This is a genomic window from Luteibacter sp. (genome assembly GCF_009912395.1).
Classification (GTDB): domain Bacteria; phylum Pseudomonadota; class Gammaproteobacteria; order Xanthomonadales; family Rhodanobacteraceae; genus Luteibacter.
In genome coordinates this window covers 47,645-68,692 of sequence record NZ_WNDO01000028.1, presented here as the reverse complement: position 1 = coordinate 68,692, position 21,048 = coordinate 47,645, and the positions used below count along the sequence as shown (strand labels likewise).

Genomic DNA, 21,048 nt, shown 5'->3' with positions numbered 1-21,048 from the left:
CCATGGCCAGCGTTAACTCGAAGAGCTTCTCCCAACTGGTTACCGACTTCGCCGTCAGCGTGCAGGCGCGCGCGACGGCGCTGGTGGACTTCACGGTCGGATCGATTCTCCGGGCCATGGCCGAGTCGCAGGCGTCGGTCGTCGTGTGGTTGGAGGGCCTGATCCTTCTACTGCTGGCAACGACGCGGGCGGCCACCAGCAATGGCCCCGATCTCGATTCCTGGATGGCCGACTTCCAGTTCTTCCGGCTTCAGGCGGCGACCGCGAGTGGGCAGGTCGTGTTCGCACGGTTCACCCCTGGCATGCAGGCGGTTGTCCCGGTTGGAGCCGTCGTGCAGACGGCAGACGGTGCGCTCCGGTACTCAGTGGTGATGGATACCACGAACGCGGCCTATAGCGCTCAGCTTGGCGGGTATGTGATTCTGCCAGCGGCAGCGAGCGTATCGGTCCCCGTGGTTGCTGTGTCCGCAGGTTCGGCCTACAACGTCGTGGCCGGTGCGATAAGCGTACTCGCGCAGGCGGTGCCCTACGTCGATACCGTGACCAACGCGGTGCCGCTGACCAATGGCGCCGATGCAGAGCAGGACAGCGCCTTCCGCGCGCGGTTCGTCGCCTACATCGCCAGCCTCTCCCGGGCTACCAAGCAGGCCATCCTCAACGCCATCACGTCGCTGAAGATCGGCGCGGCCGCGTCGCTTGCCGAGAACCTGGACTACAACGGTACGTACCATCCTGGGTACTTCTACGCAGTGGTGGACGACGGTAGCGGCACACCTGGATCGACGTTTCTCGCCTCTGCCTACAACGCTATCGACGCAGTTCGACCTTTCACTGTCGCCTTCGGCGTGTTCGCGCCCATCACTGTCCAGGCTAGCGTGGCGGCGACAGCTTCGGTCGGAGCGGGCTACGACCCGGTTGCAACGAAGGCATTAATCAAGATGGCTATCCAGAACTACATCGCCGGGCTGAGCCTTGGGCAGGCGTTGTCCTGGAGTCGCCTCATGCAAGTCGCCTATGACGCCGCCCCGGGCATTACCAATATCACCGGCCTGACGGTCAACGGCGGCACCGCCGACATCATCGTGTCTGGCCAGCAGCGCATCATCGTCGGGACGGTGACCGTATCGTGATCGGGGACTTCGATGACATATTCGCTCGCCTGAAGGCGAAGCTGCCCACGCGATGGTTCGGCGGCGTAACGGACAGCATGCCGTTGCTGGACGGCGTTTTGTCCGGCATTGCCACGCTACTTAGCTTTGTCTACGCGCTCTACGGTTACGCCAAGCTCCAGGCGCGGATCGCTACGGCCACCGACGGTTGGCTCGACATGATCGCGGCCGACTTTTTTGGCCCCACCGGACTGCTGCGAAAGGCCGGTCAGTCGGATACCTCCTATCGGCTTGTGATTCTGGCGAATCTATTCCGTGAGAAGGCCACCCGTGCGGCGATCGTAAATATTCTCACTTCGCTGACAGGGCGCGCGCCGACGATCATTGAGCCGATGCGCCCGGCGGATACCGGTGCCTACGGTGCGCCGAATATTGGCTACGGCGTTGCCGGTGCGTACGGCTCGCTGTCGATCCCGTACCAAGCTTTCGTGATCGCCTACCGCCCGGTGAGCAATGCCGGCATCGCCAGCGTGGCGGGTTACGGAATACCGACTGGTGCGTATTCCACGCCGTCGCGCGCGGAGTACGCCTCACTGACGATGGTCACCGGCGGCGTCTCCGATGCCGACATCTTTGCGGCGATCGACGCCGTAAAGCCCGCCGGTACGATCGTGTGGACCCGCGTAAGTAACTAATTCGTTAAATCGCCGCTCATTCCAAGCCGCCCTCGTGGCGGTTTTTTTGCCTGGAGAAAAAACTTGGATCGCAAAATCGTCTACCCGGGTCAGATCCCGCTCGAAACAGACCTGCTCGGCACGAATCAGTCGGTGATGGTCGCCCTGGGAAAGCTAACCGGCGCCATCTTCGGCACCGGTGGCGCGGTAAACGGCCTCACCGTTGGCCCGAATGCGCCGGCCGCTCTGAACGTCGTTGTCGCCCCTGGCGAGATCTATCAGCTGGTGAACCTTGAGGCCACAGCGTATAGCTCGCTGCCGGCAGACATCGCTCACCAGCTGGTGAAGCAAGGCATCCTGCTGGACGCGACGACGCTGGCATGCCCGGCACCCACGACGGCAGGCTTCTCGATCAACTACCTGATCGAGGCTACGTACGCCGACAGCGACACCAACAACACCACGCTTCCGTACTACAACGCAAGCAACCCATCACAGGCCTACAGCGGTCCGAACAACAGCGGCTTGCAACAGGCGACGACGCGCGCAGGCATCGTTCAGTTGCAGGCCAAGGCGGGTATCGCTGCTGCGACTGGCTCGCAGGTCACACCAGCCGTTGACTCGGGGTACATCGCGCTCGCGGTGGTGACTGTTGCGAATGGCCAGACGACGATCTCAGCTGGAAACATCGCGACTATCGCGGCCAGCAAGGTGCTTCCCACCTCCATTTTGGGAATGTTCGGCCAGTCCAGGCAGCAGCAGTTCACCAGCTCGGGCAGCTTCACCGTGCCTGCCGGGATCACCACGATCTATGTTTCAGCCGTCGCGGGCGGCGGTGGCGGCGGTGGCGGCGGCGGGAACAATATCGGCGGCGCATCCGCATCGGGCGGCGGTGGCGGTGGCGCTGGTCAGTCCATCATCCGGCAGGCTTTCACCGTCACGCCTGGCCAGGTCATCCCGATCACCATTGGAACCGCAGGTTCCGGCGGTGCGGGCGGCGCCCAGAGCAATTCACCTGCGCCGGTGGCAGGCACCGCGGGCGGCCAGACGATCATCGGCTCCTTGATCACGCTTACAGGGGGCAGTGGTGGTGGCGCAGGTTTCCCTGGGGCGTCCACTGGCACCGCTATCCCCGGTGCTGATGGCGGCGCAGGCTATCCTGCTGGATGCGCCTCCACGGATGGTACGAACACCGGACTGACCTCTGGTGTGGGTTGGTGCGGGGCCAGCGGGGCGGGCGCCTCGTCGCCGTTTGGCGGCGGAGGTCCTTCCGTCCGAACTGCCGACACCAATCCGAGGACAAACCCGAGCACGGCCTATGGCTACGGGAGCGGCGGCGGTGGCGGTGGCGCGGTCTACCGGAACGGCGGTGGCGGCTCAGCCGGACGCAACGGTGCCCCTGGCGTTGCGATCATTGAATGGTGAGGACATGACTATGCAGGAAGACCAGCCGGTAATCGGCAACTACGCGATCATCACCGATGGGAAGATTGTAAACACGGTGATCTGGGACGGAAACACGGATACCTGGTCACCGGACAACGGAGCGCAGGCCGTTGCCATCCCTGACGGGGTTGCGGTCGACATTGGCTGGACATACGCTGATGGTGCATTCACCGGGCCGCCGCCACCCCCTGTGATCCCCCCGACGGCAGAGGAGATCCTTGCGGCGAATACGGCTACGAGGAACACCCTTCTGGCCGCTGCGAACCTCGCTACCCCGCCGCTGCAGGATGCTGTTGACCTAGGCGAGGCTACGAATGCTGAGACGGCACTTCTCAAAGCCTGGAAGCAGTTCCGTGTAGCCGTGAACCGCATCGATCTCACGCTGACGAACCCATCGTGGCCTAGCTCGCCGGCGCCGGGCTACGGTGCGCTGCTGGCGGATGCGTCCACGAGTTGACCGGCTACGATCATCGGTCTCGCGCACGAGACGGCCGTGCAGGATAGAATCGGCCTCTTTTACGCGGGACCGTCATGAAGAAGGACGTCAGCGCAGATGGACTTCGTGGCATAGCTGCCGCCATCGTGGTGCTATGCCACATGCTATTTGCTATTTTCCCGCTGGGCTTCAAATACTTGTGGCCTAACCAAGCCGACCCATCTGTCGTTGCTGGCATGGCAGAGCATGTCCTCTCCACGCCGGTCATCTCGATCCTGTGGAACGGTAACTTCCCTGTCTGCGTTTTCTTCGTGCTGAGCGGCTACGTCCTGTCGGCAGCGTTCTCGCAGGATGGTGATTTGTCGAGGCTGACGACCCAAGCGCTGCGGCGATACATTCGGCTTGGTGTACCCGTTTTTGGCAGTGTGTTGTTCGCCTACCTGATGATGCACTTCGGCGCTGATGCGCGATTGGAAGCTTCTGAGCTTACCGGAAGCCATTGGCTCGCTGGATTCTGGAAATTCGAACCGACCCTGGGTATGGCTCTTAGCGATGGAGCCTACCAAGCCATCTTCAACGGCACATCACCCTTTGTCCCCGTACTTTGGACGATGCGCGTTGAGCTGATCGGGTCACTGCTGGTTTTCGGATATGCCGCCATTGCCCCGCGCGGTGCGATTGCTTTGATTTTCTTCGCCGTCGCCGCGGCGGCAATCGCGTCGGTGTCGCCACTGGCGTGGCCCTTCTACGCGGGATTCCTTGTCGGCGTGCACATTGGGCGCGTGAATGTGACCAAGCCCACGTTTGTTGCGCTAGCGGCCGTCGGCGCAGTTTTCTTTGGCAGCTACGACGCTTCTCCGCTGTTCTCATGGTCCACGTGGGTGACCGACAACTTCTTCCTTCGCCGCGACTTCTTCAACATGATTGGCGGGATATGCGCTGTTTATGCGGTGCGTAACGGGTTCGGTGCTGCGGTTCTGAAAACTCGGCTTGCGCAATTTCTCGGCCGGATATCCTATTCCTTGTACCTGGTCCACTTTCCGCTCGTGCTGACTCTCTTGTGCGTGCTTTTCACGCAACTATCCGGCTCCGGTTGGTCACGCGCTCCCGCGGCGGCGGTGGCCATTGGCGCCTCTTTCGCGACAGCATGCGTGTCGGCCTCGGTATTCCAGCGCACGTTTGATACGTGGGGCATCGCCCTCAGCCACCGGCTGTTCCCCGGCCGGGCTCGCGCGGTGCGCGCCTCTGAGGCACTGAAGTCGGCAGACCGCCGTCCGGCCTAGTAGAACAGTTCCGGCCGGATGGCCTCGCTCAGCCGCGCGATGGCGGCGCCGTAGCCGGCGAGCGGTTCTTGGCCCAGCCGCCCGAGGCGCAACTCAACATCGCGCGCCGCGTCGACGATTGGGCTTAGCCCGAGATCCTCGGCGAGGCTCGCCACCAAGTGCGCGCGGAACCGGGCCTCCTCGAAGTCGCTGGCCAGCACGGCATCGCTCTGACCTACGATCCGAGGGGCTGAGACTCCAGCCACGTAACGTGGCCGGATGCCGACCCGACCTCCCATCCTCAATGTGCCCGTGACCTGGGAGCAGGCGGTCTATGGCCCAGGGGCAGGCGAGCCCTCGGGTCCGTGGTGGGCCCACTGGAACGGACACCTATTCGCCTGCGTCAGCAGAACGGCTCACCGAGATACCCGGTTCCTCTCGCAGGTCTTCCTAGACGGCAAGGGGAATGATCGCCGGCGCTGCTACGCGCGGTCCTTGGAGCGGGGGATGTACTTCGCCGAGCGCTGGGCTATGGCACACCACGGGAAGTTCCGCGAGGTGGTCAGGGAGCATCCTTCGTGGCTGGGTCGGAAGCCGAAGGGCGAGGATTCGCGCTCATAGCCCCGAATGGTGGGTAGCACGCGACTGGCACGCATGGCCGCTGGAACCCGCATTCCTCCGTCATCGAAAGCGATCTTTAGGAAAGCTAAGTTGCTGAATTCTATGATGTCACCCGACCTTGACATGGTAGGGGTCACAAGTTCGATCCTTGTACCGCCCACCACTTTTCCTGAATAAGGGTTAGTGGGATGAAGACAGAGATTAAGGAGCCTTGCAGGCTCCTTTTTTCTTGGCCGGTATTCGGCCTCGAGTCGGTCTGGTCTAGCCGGTAGCCAAGACTCAGTCAGGTGCCTTGGTTTTATCGCGCTTTCCATGGGGCGTGGCAAGCGATGGACCTCATGTACACTCCGAGCCCCTAGTATGGACGGTGCTGATCATGGCGAAGGACGCGAGCGCGGACGGGCTGAGGGGGATTGCCGCGGCAAACGTGGTTCTCTGTCATTCGCTGATTTCTCTGTTTCCTTTGGGTTTTCGATATCTTTGGCCCGGGGCTGCATTGCCCTCCGTACAACTGGGCCTCGCTGAGAAGATCATTTCCGCCCCCTTCCTGTCGGTGCTTTGGAACGGTAACTTTCCAGTCTGTATATTTTTCGTGCTTAGCGGCTATGTGCTTTCCGCGAAATTCTGGCGCGATGGCGACGTGTCGGCGTTAACCACGATGGCTCTGCGCCGCTATGTCAGGCTTGGCATTCCCGTGCTTGGAAGTGTCCTGTTCGCGTACTTCATGATGGTGGGTGGCCTGAACGACCTGCCGCGCACTGTCGCGGCGATGACCGGAAACGCCTGGATGGCGCAATTCTGGAACTTCGATCCTGCGCTGTCGGATGCCGTCATGGACGGCGTCTTCGGGGCCATGCTGCATGGCAGTTCCCCTTATGTCCCGGTCTTGTGGACGATGCGGGTAGAGTTGCTTGGATCGTTTCTTGTCTTCGGATATGCCGCGTTGGCTCCACGTGGTCGCCTTGCGCCCGTGTTCTTCGTCACTGTCACCGTGGCTATCGCGTCGATCGATTCATCGAACTGGCCGCTTTACGCAGGCTTCCTGCTAGGTGTCCACATCGGTCGAATGACTCGTGGAAGCCGGAGCGCCGTGCTGCTTGCTGTCGTTGGCGCCATCTTCTTCGGAGCGTTCGACAAATCGCCTCTCTTTGATTGGACGTTGCCCTTATCCGTCGACTTTACCTGGCGCAAGCACTTCTTCAACGTGCTTGGCGGTGCTTGCGCTGTCTTTGCGATCCGTTTCGGCTTTGCAAAGGCCTTCCTGACGAGCGCACCGATTCAGTTCCTGGGACGGATCTCTTATTCCCTTTATCTCGTGCACTTTCCCCTGACCCTGTGCTTGTTGGGTGGTGTTTTCCGCCACCTGATGGATGGAGGCTGGTCGCGAGGTCCTGCCGCATTGGTCGCCATGACGGTCACGTTCATAGCTGCCTGTGCGGTAGCTGCGATCTTCCAGCGGACTTTCGATACCTGGGGCATCGCGCTAAGCCATCGGTTGTTCCCTGGCCGCGCAATACCCGCAGCTCCGGCCGACAACCAAAGACCCACATCCCAAGGCGCGCTCAGCTAGTCGGGCGTTCCGCTCGGCGGGTGGCGGCCTTGCGAGTTGTGACTGTATGCTGCGCGCTCCTTATGATGGTGTCTTAAAAGAGATTGCTCCTTATGAAGGCACGCCTGAAGCGTTTCCTCGATACGTTGTCCAGGAATTCCCTGGTGCACCTGCTTGAGCGTGAAAGGCATGCGGCGGAATTGAGGGCCCAGCCACGTTATGCGCTACCGGGTTGTCTTACCCGTCATGAGCATCGCGCCTTTTCACAGAACGGCGAGGATGGTGCGATCAGGGAGATTTTCGGTCGTATCGATCATGGTCAGTTTTTCGTGGAGATTGGCGTAGGCGACGGCAGCGAAAACAACACCACCTTTCTCCTGGCCCAAGGCTGGTCGGGCGTCTGGGTAGAAGGCGATGCGGCCAACGCCACCACCATTCGCCAGCGATTCGCCAAGCCGCTGGCTTCCGGTCAATTGGTGCTGATCGAGTCCTTCGTCACGGCGGAGAACATCGAGACGCTGTTGGCGCCATGGGCCGGAAGGGACGTCGACCTTTTCTCGCTGGATCTCGATCGGAACACCTACCATGTCTGGAAGGCGCTCTCGTCGCTCCGGCCGCGCGTCAGCGTGGTTGAATACAACCCGATCTTTCCGCCGGGTGTCGAATGGGTGGTCGACTATGCTGCCGATCGCTGGTGGAATGGCGGAAGCTGCTACGGCGCGAGCCTGTCCGCTCTGGCGGGACTCGCGAGCAGCAAGGGCGAGTTGCTGGTGGGTTGCGACCTGACCGGCACCAATGCCTATTTCGTCCGCTCGGATCTCTGCGGCTCGCGCTTCCTGGACCCGGGTAATGTGGACACCCATTACGAGCCTTGCCGCAACTATCTCCAGGGACGTCCACCAGGGCATCCGAGGCAGTTTTCCGACCTGTCCTGAGTCGGTGGCGCGGCGCAAGGCACGCAGTGCCTTGCGCCGTTTTTCGTCAGAGGTCGACCATCGCCGATACCATCACGGTGCGCGGAGCGCCCTGGCTCAGCTGTTGCTCAAGGGCGGAAGCCCAGTAGCTCTTGTTAGTCACGTTCAAGACGCTCACATTGAACGTGACCGGCTTGCCTTCCAGTGTTGGCGTGATGCGTGCGCCGAGGTCATACGTGGTCCATGCAGGAAGACGCTGCTTGTTGGCCACATCCAGGTACTGCTTGCTGGTCCGGACGGCGCGTGCGCTGAGCGTCAGGTCGGGCGTGTTGGGGATCGTCCATTCGACGCCTGCGTTGGCCTGCACACGTGGCACGGCGATAGCGTCGTGACCGTCGTTTGTTCCGTTCTGGGTCTTGGTCAGCAAGGGCTGAATGTAAGATGCGCCGCCAAGGATGCGCAGACCCTTTACCGGCTCACCGAAGAAGCTCCACTCCACGCCACGATTGCGCTGTTGGCCGGCGATTTCATACGTGTTGGTCGTCGTATTCACATAACCGCTGGGCTGCTTGATCTGGAACAGCGCAAGGCTGCTGCCGATGTTGCCGGCATCCCATTTGACGCCAATTTCGTTCTGCTTCGCCTTGTACGGAGCGAATTGCTGCCCTGCGTTGGTGACGACTTTGCCGCCGAACGTATTGGGTGCCGTATCGCCGGGCGTCAGGGCTTCGATATGGTTGGCATAGACGGCCCATTGGTCCGAAATACGGAAGTTGGCGGCAAGGACGGGCGTGGTGGCGTACTTGTCGTACTCGGACGTCTTGGCGCCACTCGAATAGTCGTAACTGAGTGCGTGAATACGTTGGCGACGTGCGCCAACGGTGACCTGGAGGCGATCGTCCATGAAGCCAAGCGTATCGGTCAGCACGATGCTCCTGAGTTGGGTGCGACCCGTGTAACCGGGGTCGCTGATCGGGCCGATATCGTAAATGTAGGACGGAAGTCCGACCTTCACCGGCTCGTAGATGTTCGTGTTGAAGGACGTGGAGCCGGCATAGGCGGCTTTCTTGTTGGTCGACAGCGCCGAGAAGCCAAGGGTCACGCGGTGCGTCACCTCACCCGTGTCGAAATGCGCATTCAATCCGGCCTCGCCCGTGCCCGTGTTCGCGATGTAGGGAACGGTGAACCGGCTTTCGGTGGCATTGCCGGCCAGGTCGTGGACGGTGGGGCTGACATAGTCCCCGAATTCGTTGCCGTGGTGGGCTCCGGCCGCCACGTATCCGGTTAGCCACGGGGCAAAATCGTATTCAACGCGCACGACGCCAAAGGTATCTTCCAGCGACGAACCCGACCATGGCTGCGAATAATTGGTCTTGGCCGACGGAACGCGAGGAACAGGAAGGTTGGGATCGAGGAAGACGGTGGCACGGCCGCCCTGAATGACTTGCTTCTGGTATCCGATGTCGGTCGTGACGCGCAGCTTGTCGCCTTGGTAATCGAACGCCACCGAAGCGGCCGTGACGCGGCGCTTTTCCCCGTCGACGGCCGTGCCGCCCTCGCGGTGAACCGCATTCACTCGCAACCCGAACTCATCGTTGGCGCCGAAGCGTCGACCGATATCGACCGTTTCGCCCACCTGGCTGTCGGTCCCGTAGTCGACGCCGACACGCGTGACCGGGTCCTTTTCGGCACGTTTCGGTGCGATGTTGATCGCGCCACCGACGCCCGAGCCGCCGACGCTGGCGCCGTTGAGAAATGCGTTGGCGCCCTTGAAGATTTCGATGCGTCCCATCAGCTCGGGGGCCAGCAACTGCCGGGGAAGCAGTCCGTAGAGGCCGTCGAAAGCGATGTCGTCGCTTTCCAGCTTGAAGCCGCGGATCATGAACGTCTGCGAATAGTTGCCGTAACCGGAACCCACGCGTACCGCCGGATCGTTGGCCACCACGTCGCCCAGCGTATGGGCTTGCTGCGCACGCACCAGGGTGTCGGTATAGCTGGTCAGGCTGAAGGGCACGTTGATCGTGTCCTGGTTGCCCAGCACGCCGAAGCGGCCGCCCTTGGCGACCTGGCCGCCCGCATACGCGGCGGTCGGCGGGGCTACGTTGGCTTGCACCTGCACGCCCGAGAGGGTGGTGGAGTTCTCGTTGGCCTTCCGCTGGCTGTCCGGGGTGTCGGCGTCCGCGGCCTGGGCGGCGGAGGCGAGGAGGAGGGTGCCGACCAAGGCCAGACGGACCGAGGCGGCGAGGCGGGAGGGGGAGAAGCTGGGGCGTGACATGGTGGGTTCCGGGCAAAAAAACGAAAGAAACAACGAATCTAAATAGGAATGATTTGCATTATATATGAGTTAAGGCCTTGCCGGGGACGAGCCCCACCGGGACGTCGTGTCGCACCGGTCCGCCGCGTCGAACGGCTACACTGGCCGCCTTTCACGAGGGAGATCCGGACGGTGGCCTATCTGCTGACCAAGTCGTTGCACATCGTCTTCGTCATCGCCTGGATGGCGGCGGTGTTCTACCTGCCGCGAATCCTCGTGAACGTGGTCGAAGCCGGCGACGAGCCGGGCGTGAAGGCGCGCCTGGAGCTGATGGGGCGCCGGCTCTACAAGTTCGGCCACAGCATGTTCGGCATGGCCTTTCTCTTCGGCCTGGCACTCTGGCTCTACTTCGGCATCGCCGGCCCGTGGCTGCACGCCAAGCTCGTCCTGGTCGCGCTGATGCTCGCCTATTACATCTGGACCGGACGCCTGCTCAAGCGGAGCATGGCGGGCGGCACGCTACCGTCCGGCAAGGCGCTGCGCATCCTCAACGAACTGCCGGTGCTGGCGCTGCTGGCCATCGTCTACCTCGTCGTCGCCAAGCCGTTCTGAGGTCGCGTCCATTGAGACGGCCAACGGCGACGATGGGCGTCGATCCACGTCCGTGGGGGAGCCCCCTTTGACCGAACGGAACGACATCGCGCCGGGCCTGATGGTCCTGCATGGCAATCGCCTGGAAGAACTGCGCGACGTGCTGGCCGCGTGGCTTCGTCGTGCGCCGCTCGGCCCGCTGGAAGACGAGCATGTGCTGGTCCAGTCCAACGGCATCGCGCAGTGGTTCCGCATGGCGCTGGCGCGCGGCGTGGAAGAGGGCGGCCTCGGCATCGCCGCGGCGGTGGACGTGCAGCTGCCCGGTCGATTCCTCTGGCAGGCCTATCGGGCGGTGCTTGGCCGGGATGCCGTGCCGCCGGAGTCGCCGTTCGACAAGTCGCGGCTGGTCTGGCGGCTCATGCGCCTGTTGCCGTCGGTGGCGAAGGAGCCGGTGTTCGAACCCCTGGCCGCCTTCCTCGGCGATGGGCAGGATGCGCGCAAGTGTCACCAGCTCGCCGAGCGACTGGCCGATCTCTACGACCAGTACCAGGTGTATCGCGCCGACTGGCTCGAGGACTGGGCGGGCGGGCAGGACATCCTTCGCGACGCCCGAGGCGGCGCGCCGGACATGGCCGCCGCCGACCGCTGGCAGGCCGCCCTTTGGCGCCGCCTGCTGGACGACGTCGGACCCGACGAGGCGCACGGTCACCGTGCGGCCGTCCATGCACGCTTCCTGCGGGCCGTGGCCGAGGGTTCCGAGCGTCCCGTCACCTTGCCCCGGCGCATCGTGGTGTTCGGCATGTCGTCGCTGCCGCGGCAGACGCTGGAGGCCCTCTCGGCACTGGGGCGCTGGTCTCAGGTGGTGCTCGTGGTGATGAACCCGTGCCGGCATTACTGGGCCGACATCGTGGACGACCGCGAACTGCTGCGCGCGGAGCGCCGCCGTCAGGCAGCCAAGCCGGGCATGCCCGCGCTGCTGTCGGACGAAGACATGCACCTCTATGCGCAGCCGTTGCTGGCGGCGTGGGGCAAGCAAGGGCGCGACTACATTCGCCTGCTCGACGAGTTCGACAACCCCGAGGCGTATCGCGAGCGTTTCAGCGCATGGGAGCAACGCATCGATCTCTTCGCGGAGCCGTCGACGAGGCATCTCCTCGGCCAGGTGCAGACGGCCATCCTCGACCTGGACCCGTTGCCCGAAACGCCCGTCACGCTCGCGACCGACGACACGTCCATCGCCTTCCACGTGGCCCATGGGCCGCAGCGCGAAGTGGAAATCCTTCACGACCAGCTGCTGGCGCGCTTCGAGGCATCCACGCTCGCGGGCGATCCGATCCGTCCGCGCGACGTGATCGTGATGGTGCCGGACATCGAAACCTACGGGCCACACATTGACGCCGTCTTCGGACGGGTGCCGCGCGACGATCCCCGTTACATCCCCTACAGCGTGGCCGATCGCGCCTCGCGTGGCAGTGTGCCGCTGGTGATGGCGCTCGACATGTTGATGGCCATGCCGGAATCACGCTTCGGTGCGGGCGAACTGGCCGATCTGCTCGACGTGCCCGCCGTGCGCCAGCGTTTCGGTCTGGGCGATGACGACCTGCCGTTGCTGCATCGCTGGATCGAGGGTGCGGGGATCCGCTGGGGGCTGGACGCCGAACAGCGCGCCTCGCTCGACCTTCCCGCGCTGGAACAGAACACCTGGGCGTTCGGCCTGCGTCGCATGTTGCTCGGCTACGCCGTCGGCGACGGCGAGCCGTGGGGCGATATCGAACCTTATGCCGAAGTGGGTGGCCTCGACGCGCACCTGATCGGTCCGCTCGCCGACCTGCTGGATCGCCTGGGCGAGCACTGGCGCACGATGAGCGGGCGTCTGGCGCCTGCCGCATGGGCGGAGCACCTGCGCCGCCTGCTGCGCGATTTCGTCGATCCCGCCGATGCCGACGATCGCATGCGCCTGGAACGCCTGCACGATGCGCTGGAAGCCTGGGAGACCGCCTGCATGCAGGCGGGTTTCGACGAGCCGCTGACCATCGATGTCGTGCGTGAGGCATGGCTAGGTGGTCTGGACGATGGCGGCCTGTCCAAGCGCTTCCTCGCTGGCGCCGTGAGTTTCGGCACCTTGATGCCGATGCGCGCGATTCCCTTCCGCATCGTTTGCCTGCTCGGCATGAACGATGGCGATTACCCGCGCGCCCGGCCGCCGATGGATTTCGACCTCATGTCGCGTGCCGGCGCCTGGCGCCCCGGCGACCGTTCGCGTCGCGAGGACGATCGCTATCTCTTCCTCGAAGCCTTGCTCTCCGCACGCGACGCGCTGCATATCGGCTGGGTGGGCCGCAGTGTGCGCGACAATAGCGAGCGGCCGCCGTCGGTGCTCGTGGGGCAGCTGCGTGACTACCTCGAAGCGGGTTGGCGTGGATTCGATGGGAGCGGCTCATTGCCTGCGCTCACCGTCGAGCATCCCTTGCAGCCTTTCGGTCGCGCCTACTTCCAGGAGGGCGATCCGCGCCTGTTCACCTACGCCAACGAATGGCGCGAGGTGCATGCCGAACGCAACCGGATCGATGACACCGTGCTGGCCGCTCCCATCGTGGAACGCCCACTCACGCTGGCCATCCTGCGTCGCTTCCTGCGCCACCCGGTGCGCGAGTTCTTTCAGGCCCGGCTTGGCGTTCGTTTCGAGGCGCCGGATGTGGCGAGCGAGGAACTGGAACCTTTCAGCATCGACGGCCTGGATCGCTACGCGATGACCGACATGCTCCTGCGTGCCGCGTTGCGTGAGGGTGCGGGCAGCGCGGCCATCGATCTCGCCGCCGCGCGCCTCCAGCGCAGCGGCGTCTTGCCGATGGGCGGTTTCGCGACGCCGGTGCGCCGTGATCTCGTCGAGGCGGCCGACGCGGTCCACGGCCGTTTCCTTGCGGAACGTCGTGCATGGCCCCTCGATGCTGGCAAGCGCGAAATTCGCATCGATAGCGAAGGCATGGCGATCGAGGACTGGCTGGCCGACCTGCGCATGGACCCCGAGGGGCGTCTCGCGTGGCTCCTGCCATCGCCGGCCAATGTCCTGGACGCCGATGGCGTGCCGCGCCTGCATCGTCTTGTGATGCCCTGGGCCGACCATCTCGTGGCTCAGGCTGCCGATTGGCGCATGGAGACGCGTTATATCGGTCCGGACGCGACCATCGTCATGTCGCCGATTGAACCCGACGAGGCGCGGCGCATGCTGGGCGGACTGCTGCGCGCGTGGCGCGACGGCATGACCTATCCGTTGCCGGTCGCGGTGCGCACGGCGATGGCCTGGCTGACGGCCGAGGCCGCGGAGGATGCGCCCGCGCGTGCCCGCGCCGCCTATGAAGGCACCCAGGATCGCGTGCACGGCGAGGTCGATGGCGATCCCTATCTCGGCCGCGCGTGGCCCTCGTTCGACGCCTTGCGCGACGGCGGTTTCGCGGACCGCCTGGGACCGTACCGCGACTTCCTCGCGGCCTTGCGCGTGGAGGCCGCATGATAGCGTCCCAGCCCCTGAATCCCTTGGGTATGCCGCTGGACGGCATGCGCCTGATCGAGGCCAGCGCCGGCACCGGCAAGACCTGGACCATCGCCGCGCTCTACGTGCGCGCGGTGCTTGGCCATGGCATCGACCAGCCACTGTTGCCGCCGCAGATCCTCGTGGTGACCTTCACCGAGGCGGCAACGCAGGAACTGCGCGAGCGCATCCGAGCGCGCCTCGTCGATGCCGCGCGCGCGTTTCGTGCCGGTGGTGCGGAAGAGACCTTCCTCGGCGCGCTACTTGCGGACCTGCCACCGGACACCTGGCCGGCCTGCGCGCGCCGCCTGGAACTTGCCGCGCAATGGATGGACGAGGCGGCGATCTTCACCATTCATGGGTGGAGCCAGCGCATGCTCACCCAGCATGCGTTCGGCAGCGGTCACGCGTTCGCCCAGACCTTGGAGCCGGACGAGACCGAACTGCTCGCCGAATGCGTGCGCGACTACTGGCGCAAGGCGTTCTATCCACTGGACGAGGCCGAGTTGGCGCCCGTGCTGGAGGAATGGAACACGCCCGATGCGCTGATGCGCGACCTCAAGCCGTTGCTGTTCGGCGGCGAGGCCGTACTGCGGGTAAATGGTGACGTGCTTGGCGCGGATGCCGTCGTGTCCGACGTGCTGGCCGAACGTCGGCAGTGGGACGAGGAGGATCGTCGTCGCCTGGACATCGCCGCGACGAGCTGGCGGAACGCGGCGGATGAACTCGACGCGATGCTGGTCGGCGCCGTCCGCGACAAGGTGTTGCACAACGGCTGGTATCGCCCCGAACGCATGCCCGCCGACATGGCGTCGATGCGTCGCTGGGCCGCCAGCGGCGATCCTGCGGGATTCGACATCGCGCGCTATGCGACCACGCGCCTTGGCAAGGCCACCGGCAAGGGCAAGGCGCGCCCGGAGCATCCCGCTTTCGGCGCGCTGGAACACTGGAACGAATGGCAGGCCGGCAAGGTCGGCGTGCGCCACGCGATTCTCGCCGAGGCGTTGACCTGGGTGCGCGAGCGTTTCGCCTCACAGAAGCGCCGTCGTGCGCAGATCGGCTTCGACGACCTGTTGCTTCGCCTCGATGCCGCACTGGTCAGCCCGGCTGGTGGCGATCTGGCGGATACGATTCGGCGCCAGTTCCCGTTGGCGCTGATCGACGAATTCCAGGACGCCGATCCACTCCAGTACCGCATCTTTCGCACCGTGTACGCGGGCGCCGAGGGAACGGGACTGCTGTTGATCGGCGATCCCAAGCAGGCCATCTACGCGTTTCGTGGTGCGGACATCCACACGTACCTCACGGCACGCTCGGAAGCCATGGCACCGCACTACAGCCTGGATACGAACCACCGTTCCAGCGTGGGCATGGTCGAGGCGGTCAACGCGCTGTTCGCCCGCGCAGAGAACCATCCGACGGGCGCGTTCCATTTCGCCGATCGCGGCCTGCCGTTCGACGCCGTGAAGGCCCGGGGCAGGGCGGAGCGCTTCGTTCGCGGTGACGAACCGCAGCCCGCGTTGCATCTCTGGCTGCTCGACGACGAAGCCCCCGTGGGCGTACGCATGTATCGCCAGCAGATGGCCGAGGCCTGCGCCAGCGAGATTGTCCGCTTGCTGGACGAATCGGCGCAGGGGCGCTGCGGATTCGAAACGGACGACGGTCGACGCACGGCGCTGGCGCCGGCGGATATCGCCATCCTCGTACGTAGCCACAACGAGGCCGCGGAGATTCGCGCGGCCCTGGCGGCGCGGCGCGTGCGCAGCGTGTTCCTGTCCGACCGCGATTCGGTGCTCGACAGCGTGGAGGCTTTCGATCTGCTGTTCTGGCTGCGTGCGGTGGCCGAGCCGTCGTCCGACGTGGCCATGCGCGCCGCGCTCGCCACGCGTACGCTCGATCTGGGTTACGGCGAGCTGGAGCGACTCAATCGCGACGAGCGCCACTGGGAGCATCGCGGCCAGCAGTTCTTCGCGTTGCGCGAGGTCTGGCGCAAGGCGGGCGTGCTCGCGATGCTGCATCGCCTGCTGCACGATTTCGACCTGCCGGGGCGCCTGTTGTCCATGGCGGGGGGCGAGCGCAGCCTCACCAATCTCCTGCACCTGGCCGAGCTGTTGCAGCAGGCCGCATCGACGCTTGAAGGCGAGCAGGCGCTCATTCGCCATCTCGCGGAGCGAATCGCCGACCGCGCGGGACATACGGGCGACGAGCAGGTCGTTCGGCTGGAAAGCGACGACGACCTGGTGAAGGTGGTCACGATCCACAAGTCGAAGGGCCTCGAATACCCGCTCGTCTTCTTGCCCTTCGTCTGCGCGCAGGGCGGCTTGCGCGCGGGACAGGGCTATCGTTACCACGATGGCGAATCGACCCAGCTGGAATTGCTTTCGGCCAGCAGCGGCGCGGCGGGTGAGCGGGTTCGCGACGCGAAGGATGCCGCCGAACGCGCGGCGCTGCAGGAAGACCTGCGTCTGCTCTACGTCGCGCTGACCCGCGCGCGCCACGCATGCTGGCTGGGCGTGGCGCCGGTCTGCTACAACGCGGCGAAGAAACCGCAGCTGCATCGCTCGGCGTTCGGTCATCTCCTGCATGGCGGTGCCGAGATCGACAATGGCGTGTTGGCGAACCTGTTGCGCGACGTGAAGGGCGAGCGTTCGTCCATCGCCGTCGAATACATGCCGCCACCGGACGATGCGATCTACGTGGCGCCGACGCGCGACGTGCGTTCGTTGCCTGCGCGCGAGCCGCGTATCGCGAAGGCGGAACCCTGGTGGATCGCGAGCTACAGCGGTCTTCGCTACGACGAAAAGGATGTCGCGCCCGAAACGCCCAGCGACGATGTCATCGTGGAGTACCGGGAGGAACATCCCGCCGTGCCCGTCGCGGCAGGGAGCATCCACGATTTTCCGCGTGGCGCCGACGCCGGCACCTTCCTGCACGACCTGCTGGAATGGATGGCCGAGGAAGGTTTCGCCATCGTCGCGGACGATCGCGAGCGCCTGCGCGATACGGTCGCCCGGCGCTGCGAGCGCCACGGCTGGACGCATTGGATCGATCCGCTGACCGACTGGCTGCTGGCCCTCCTGGCGACGCCGCTGCCCTTGCCAGCCGGTGGTGCCGTGGCGCTCGGTTCGCTGGTCGATCCGTCGCGTTATCGCGCGGAACTCGAGTTTCTTTTCGAGGCGCATGGCGTCGACACCCTTGCGCTGGATCGCATCGTCCGCACGCATACGCTGGACGACGCGCCCCGTCTCTCGCTCGCGGCGGAAAAGGTGAACGGCATGCTCAAGGGCTTCATCGACCTGATCGTGGAGCACGAAGGGCGCTGGTACGTGATCGACTACAAGTCGAACTGGCTCGGTACCGACGCGCAGGCCTATGGTGCCGCGGCGATGCGTCATTCGATCCTGGATGCCCGCTACGAACTGCAATACGCGCTCTATCTGTTGGCGCTGCATCGCCTTCTGCGCTCGCGTCTTGGAGAGGCCTACGATTACGACACGCATGTCGGCGGTGCGGTGTATCTCTACCTGCGCGGTGTGGATGGCGAAGGGCATGGCATCCATGCGGAGCGTCCACCGTTGGCAATGATCGAGGCGCTCGACGCGCTGTTCGAGGGACGAGGCGCATGACGATCGATCTACGCACCTGGCTCGATCTTGCGGTCGACGAAAAACGCCTGCGCCCGGTGGATCGGGCGTTCGCCCGCTTCCTGGCGACGCTCGATGGCGACGCCGATTTCCGCGTGCTTGCTGCGGCGGCGATCGTAAGCAAGGAACTGGGTGACGGCCATATCTGCGTGGATGTCGATGCGCTGGAAGCCCAGGACGCGGGGCTGACCGATGCCTTGGCATGGCTGGGATCGTCGCGGCTGGTGGCGGGACCCGAAGGCGATCCCGCCGCGCCGCTGGTGCTCGACGACGGCTTGCTCTATCTGCGCCGGTTCTGGCGTGACGAGGTCGGGGTGGCCGAAGCGATCCTCTCCCGTCTCGATGTGCAGCCGACGCCAGATGAGCTGGGGACCGAACTCAACCGTCTGTTCCCGACGGAAGAGGGTTCACTCGACTGGCAGAAGGTCGCCTGCGCCATCGCCGCTCAAGGTGCCTTCGCGGTGATCACGGGTGGACCGGGCACCGGCAAGACGACGACGGTGGTGCGCCTTCTGGGGCTGTTGCAGACCCTGGCGCATCGTCGTGGCGAACCGCGTCTGCGCATCCGTCTCGCCGCTCCGACGGGCAAGGCGGCCGCACGCCTCAACGCATCCATTGCGGGACAGATCGAACGGCTCGATGTCGACCCGCTGGTGAAGCAGGCCATCCCCGCCGAAGTCACGACCCTGCATCGCCTGCTTGGCAGCCGGCCGGATAGCCGCGTGTTTCGTCACGACAGGGACAATCCGCTGCACCTGGATGTCCTGGTCATCGACGAGGCCTCGATGATCGACCTGGAAATGATGGCCGCGACGCTCGACGCCTTGCCGCGCGAGGCTCGGCTGATCCTGCTGGGCGACAAGGACCAGTTGTCGTCCGTGGAAGCCGGCGCCGTGCTGGGCGATCTCTGCGCCCGCGCCGAGGCAGGGCACTACAACGAGACGACGCGTGCGTGGCTCGAAACGGTCTGCGACGTGGATGTCGGGCCCTGGAGCGAATCCGCCAGCGCGCGCCCGCTCGACCAGCGCGTGGTGATGCTGCGTCGGAGCCGCCGCTTTGGCGAACGTAGCGGCATCGGTGCGCTGGCGAACGCGATCCGTGCGGGCGATGTCGCGGCCGTCGCGCAGTCAATGCGCGATGCGGCGGACGACCTCGCCCTACGCTCGCCGACTGCCGAAGGCATTGCGACCCTGGCCATCGAAGGCAGGGACGGGGCCCCGGGTTACCTGGCTTATTTCGACTGGATCGAAAAGGCACGCCCGGTCGCAGATGCGGCTCCTGACGCCTTCGAGGCCTGGGGTGCCGGTGCGCTGAAGGCGTATGCCCGATTCCAGTTGTTGTGCGCATCCCGGCATGGCGACGCCGGTGTGCCGGCGCAGAACGAGCGCATCGCGAAAGGCCTTGCTGCGCGCGGGCTGGTCGACCTCGATCGCGAGTGGTACGAGGGGCGTCCGGTGATGGTGACGCGTAATGACTACGCCATCGGCCTCATGAACGGCGATGTCGGCGTCACGCTATGGGTGCCGGACGGGCAGGGCGGCATGGCCTTGCGCGTCGCGTTCGCGGTGCTCGACGAACACGGCCGCGAACGGGTGCGTTTCGTGGTGCCCAGCCGCCTGGCCGCCGTGGAGACGGTGTACGCGATGACGGTGCACAAGTCGCAAGGTTCGGAGTTCGAGCACACGGCGCTGGCGCTGCCGACCGAGCCCTCGGCGGTATTGACCCGCGAATTGCTCTACACGGGCGTGACGCGCGCCAAGACGCATTTCACGCTACTGGCCACGCCGGATATCGTCGCCTACGCCATCGCCCGCAAGACAAAGCGCGCCTCCGGCCTCCTCCGCCGCCTCCTGTAGGAGCGCGCTTGCGCGCGATCCAGCGCATCGCGACGCAGGGTCGCGCGCAAGGTTTCAAACCTGCTTGTAGAAATCCTTGTACCACTCGGCAAATCGCCGCAACCCCTCGTCGATCGACGTCGACGGCGCATAACCCACATCACGGCGCAACGCCGAGACATCGGCCCAGGTGTCCGGTACGTCGCCCGGCTGCATCGGCAGCAGTCGTTTCTCGACGGTGCGGCCCAGGTGCTTCTCCAGCAGCTCGATAAAATCGAGCAACTGCACCGGTTCATCGTTGCCGATGTTGTACACGCGGTAAGGCGCGGCCGACGAACCGGGATTCGGCGACACCGGGTCATACGACGGATCCGGCTGCGCGGGATGATCCAACGTGCGGATCACACCCTCGACGATGTCGTCGATATAGGTGAAATCACGGCTGTGGTTGCCGTGGTTGAACACGTCGATTGGCTCGCCACGCAGGATGCGGCTGGCGAACAGGATCGGCGACATGTCCGGGCGCCCCCAGGGGCCATAGACGGTGAAGAAGCGCAGACCCGTGGTCGGCAGCCCGAACAGGTGGCTATAGGTATGCGCCATCAGTTCGTTGGATTTCTTCGTGGCCGCGTAGAGGCTCACCGGATGATCCACGGCGTCCTCCACCGCGAAGGGCATCTTGCGGTTGGCGCCATACACGGAGCTGGACGAGGCGTAGACCAGATGCCCGATCTGGTGTCGGCGGCAGGCCTCCAGCACGTTCACGAAGCCGACGAGGTTGCTCTGCACATAGGTGTGCGGATGCGTCAGCGAGTAGCGCACGCCGGCCTGGGCGGCGAGGTTCACCACGCGCTCGGGCTGGAAGTCGGCGAAGGCCTTGTCCACGGCCGCCTGTTCCGCGAGATCGGCGCGCACGTGGGTGTAATTCGGGTGCGCGGCGAAGCGGGCGAGCCGGGCCTCCTTGAGGGCCGGGTCGTAGTAGTCGTTGTGGTTGTCGAAACCGAGCACGGTATCGCCACGCGCGAGCAGGCGCTCGGTGAGGGCGGAGCCGACGAAGCCGGCACTGCCGGTGACCAGGATGCGCATGGGAATGACCTGCCTTTGGAGCGGATGGGCATTGTAACGGAGCGCTCCGGATTGACATGGCGCCGGGGCTGCACTAGTTTTTAACAGGTATCCACGAG

14 protein-coding genes are annotated in these 21,048 nt (G+C 64.7%); 11 read left to right on the top strand and 3 right to left on the bottom strand.

Annotated elements, in window-relative coordinates:
• Positions 1-2: 2 nt before the first annotated feature.
• The 5 genes from GAK28_RS20365 to GAK28_RS20345 all read left to right on the top strand — a co-directional run bounded on the left by GAK28_RS20365 (position 3) and on the right by GAK28_RS20345 (position 4,948).
• Positions 3-1,130: a baseplate J/gp47 family protein gene (locus GAK28_RS20365; RefSeq protein WP_291783814.1), complete on the top strand. Its 1,128-nt coding sequence runs from the start codon at positions 3-5 to the stop codon at positions 1,128-1,130.
• A complete protein-coding gene (locus GAK28_RS20360; RefSeq protein ID WP_291783812.1) occupies positions 1,127-1,804 on the top strand; it encodes a hypothetical protein in 678 nt (225 codons plus the stop codon). Before GAK28_RS20365 ends, GAK28_RS20360 begins: the two co-directional genes overlap by 4 nt.
• A 63-nt stretch (positions 1,805-1,867) precedes the next feature.
• Positions 1,868-3,208 carry a hypothetical protein gene (locus GAK28_RS20355; protein WP_291783809.1) on the top strand — a complete coding sequence of 447 codons (1,341 nt, stop codon included), beginning with the start codon at positions 1,868-1,870 and terminating at the stop codon, positions 3,206-3,208.
• A gap of 4 nt (positions 3,209-3,212) precedes the next feature.
• Complete coding sequence (locus GAK28_RS20350; RefSeq protein WP_291783807.1) at positions 3,213-3,686, top strand: tail fiber assembly protein; 474 nt, start codon at positions 3,213-3,215, stop codon at positions 3,684-3,686.
• Positions 3,687-3,760: 74 nt separating this feature from the next.
• Positions 3,761-4,948: an acyltransferase gene (locus GAK28_RS20345; RefSeq protein ID WP_291783804.1), complete on the top strand. Its 1,188-nt coding sequence runs from the start codon at positions 3,761-3,763 to the stop codon at positions 4,946-4,948.
• On the opposite strand, the gene GAK28_RS20340 is transcribed toward GAK28_RS20345, so the two are convergent.
• The gene (locus tag GAK28_RS20340; protein ID WP_291783801.1) at positions 4,945-5,148 is read right to left on the bottom strand and encodes a hypothetical protein; all 204 of its coding nucleotides are present in this window, start codon (positions 5,146-5,148) and stop codon (positions 4,945-4,947) included. The genes GAK28_RS20345 and GAK28_RS20340 overlap by 4 nt on opposite strands.
• Before the next feature lie 776 nt (positions 5,149-5,924).
• Here GAK28_RS20340 and GAK28_RS20335 point away from each other — a divergent pair.
• Together GAK28_RS20335 and GAK28_RS20330 are read left to right on the top strand one after the other, a co-directional pair.
• Positions 5,925-7,118, top strand: coding sequence for an acyltransferase (locus GAK28_RS20335; RefSeq protein WP_291783798.1), 1,194 nt, complete (start codon positions 5,925-5,927; stop codon positions 7,116-7,118).
• 92 nt (positions 7,119-7,210) lie between these two features.
• A complete protein-coding gene (locus GAK28_RS20330) occupies positions 7,211-8,032 on the top strand; it encodes a hypothetical protein (protein WP_291783795.1) in 822 nt (273 codons plus the stop codon).
• Positions 8,033-8,078: 46 nt separating this feature from the next.
• Here the strand turns inward: GAK28_RS20330 and GAK28_RS20325 are convergent, their stop codons facing one another.
• Positions 8,079-10,286, bottom strand: coding sequence for a TonB-dependent siderophore receptor (locus tag GAK28_RS20325; RefSeq protein ID WP_291783792.1), 2,208 nt, complete (start codon positions 10,284-10,286; stop codon positions 8,079-8,081).
• A 171-nt stretch (positions 10,287-10,457) separates the two neighbouring features.
• On the opposite strand from GAK28_RS20325, the gene GAK28_RS20320 reads away from it, so the two are divergent.
• The 4 genes from GAK28_RS20320 to recD all read left to right on the top strand — a co-directional run bounded on the left by GAK28_RS20320 (position 10,458) and on the right by recD (position 19,885).
• Positions 10,458-10,877 (top strand): CopD family protein, encoded by a 420-nt coding sequence (locus tag GAK28_RS20320; protein WP_291783790.1) that lies wholly within the window; start codon positions 10,458-10,460, stop codon positions 10,875-10,877.
• A 67-nt stretch (positions 10,878-10,944) separates the two neighbouring features.
• Entirely contained in the window at positions 10,945-14,367 is a 3,423-nt protein-coding gene (gene recC, locus GAK28_RS20315; RefSeq protein WP_291783788.1) for an exodeoxyribonuclease V subunit gamma, read from the top strand.
• Positions 14,364-18,011: an exodeoxyribonuclease V subunit beta gene (gene recB / locus GAK28_RS20310; RefSeq protein ID WP_291783786.1), complete on the top strand. Its 3,648-nt coding sequence runs from the start codon at positions 14,364-14,366 to the stop codon at positions 18,009-18,011. The genes recC and recB overlap by 4 nt, the downstream gene beginning before the upstream one ends.
• Positions 18,008-19,885, top strand: coding sequence for an exodeoxyribonuclease V subunit alpha (gene recD / locus GAK28_RS20305; protein WP_291783784.1), 1,878 nt, complete (start codon positions 18,008-18,010; stop codon positions 19,883-19,885). Before recB ends, recD begins: the two co-directional genes overlap by 4 nt.
• 54 nt (positions 19,886-19,939) lie before the next feature.
• On the opposite strand, the gene GAK28_RS20300 is transcribed toward recD, so the two are convergent.
• A complete protein-coding gene (locus tag GAK28_RS20300; protein WP_291783782.1) occupies positions 19,940-20,950 on the bottom strand; it encodes an NAD-dependent epimerase in 1,011 nt (336 codons plus the stop codon).
• Positions 20,951-21,048 lie beyond the last annotated feature (98 nt).

Bases quoted from the DNA above. Each gene is read 5' to 3' on its own strand.
- GAK28_RS20335 (WP_291783798.1), top strand. From the start codon at position 5,925: ATGGCGAAGGACGCGAGCGCGGACGGGCTGAGGGGGATTGCCGCGGCA.
- GAK28_RS20300 (WP_291783782.1), bottom strand. From the start codon at position 20,950: ATGCGCATCCTGGTCACCGGCAGTGCCGGCTTCGTCGGCTCCGCCCTC.
- GAK28_RS20325 (WP_291783792.1), bottom strand. From the start codon at position 10,286: ATGTCACGCCCCAGCTTCTCCCCCTCCCGCCTCGCCGCCTCGGTCCGT.
- GAK28_RS20365 (WP_291783814.1), top strand. From the start codon at position 3: ATGGCCAGCGTTAACTCGAAGAGCTTCTCCCAACTGGTTACCGACTTC.
- GAK28_RS20350 (WP_291783807.1), top strand. From the start codon at position 3,213: ATGACTATGCAGGAAGACCAGCCGGTAATCGGCAACTACGCGATCATC.
- GAK28_RS20345 (WP_291783804.1), top strand. From the start codon at position 3,761: ATGAAGAAGGACGTCAGCGCAGATGGACTTCGTGGCATAGCTGCCGCC.
- GAK28_RS20330 (WP_291783795.1), top strand. From the start codon at position 7,211: ATGAAGGCACGCCTGAAGCGTTTCCTCGATACGTTGTCCAGGAATTCC.
- recD (WP_291783784.1), top strand. From the start codon at position 18,008: ATGACGATCGATCTACGCACCTGGCTCGATCTTGCGGTCGACGAAAAA.
- recB (WP_291783786.1), top strand. From the start codon at position 14,364: ATGATAGCGTCCCAGCCCCTGAATCCCTTGGGTATGCCGCTGGACGGC.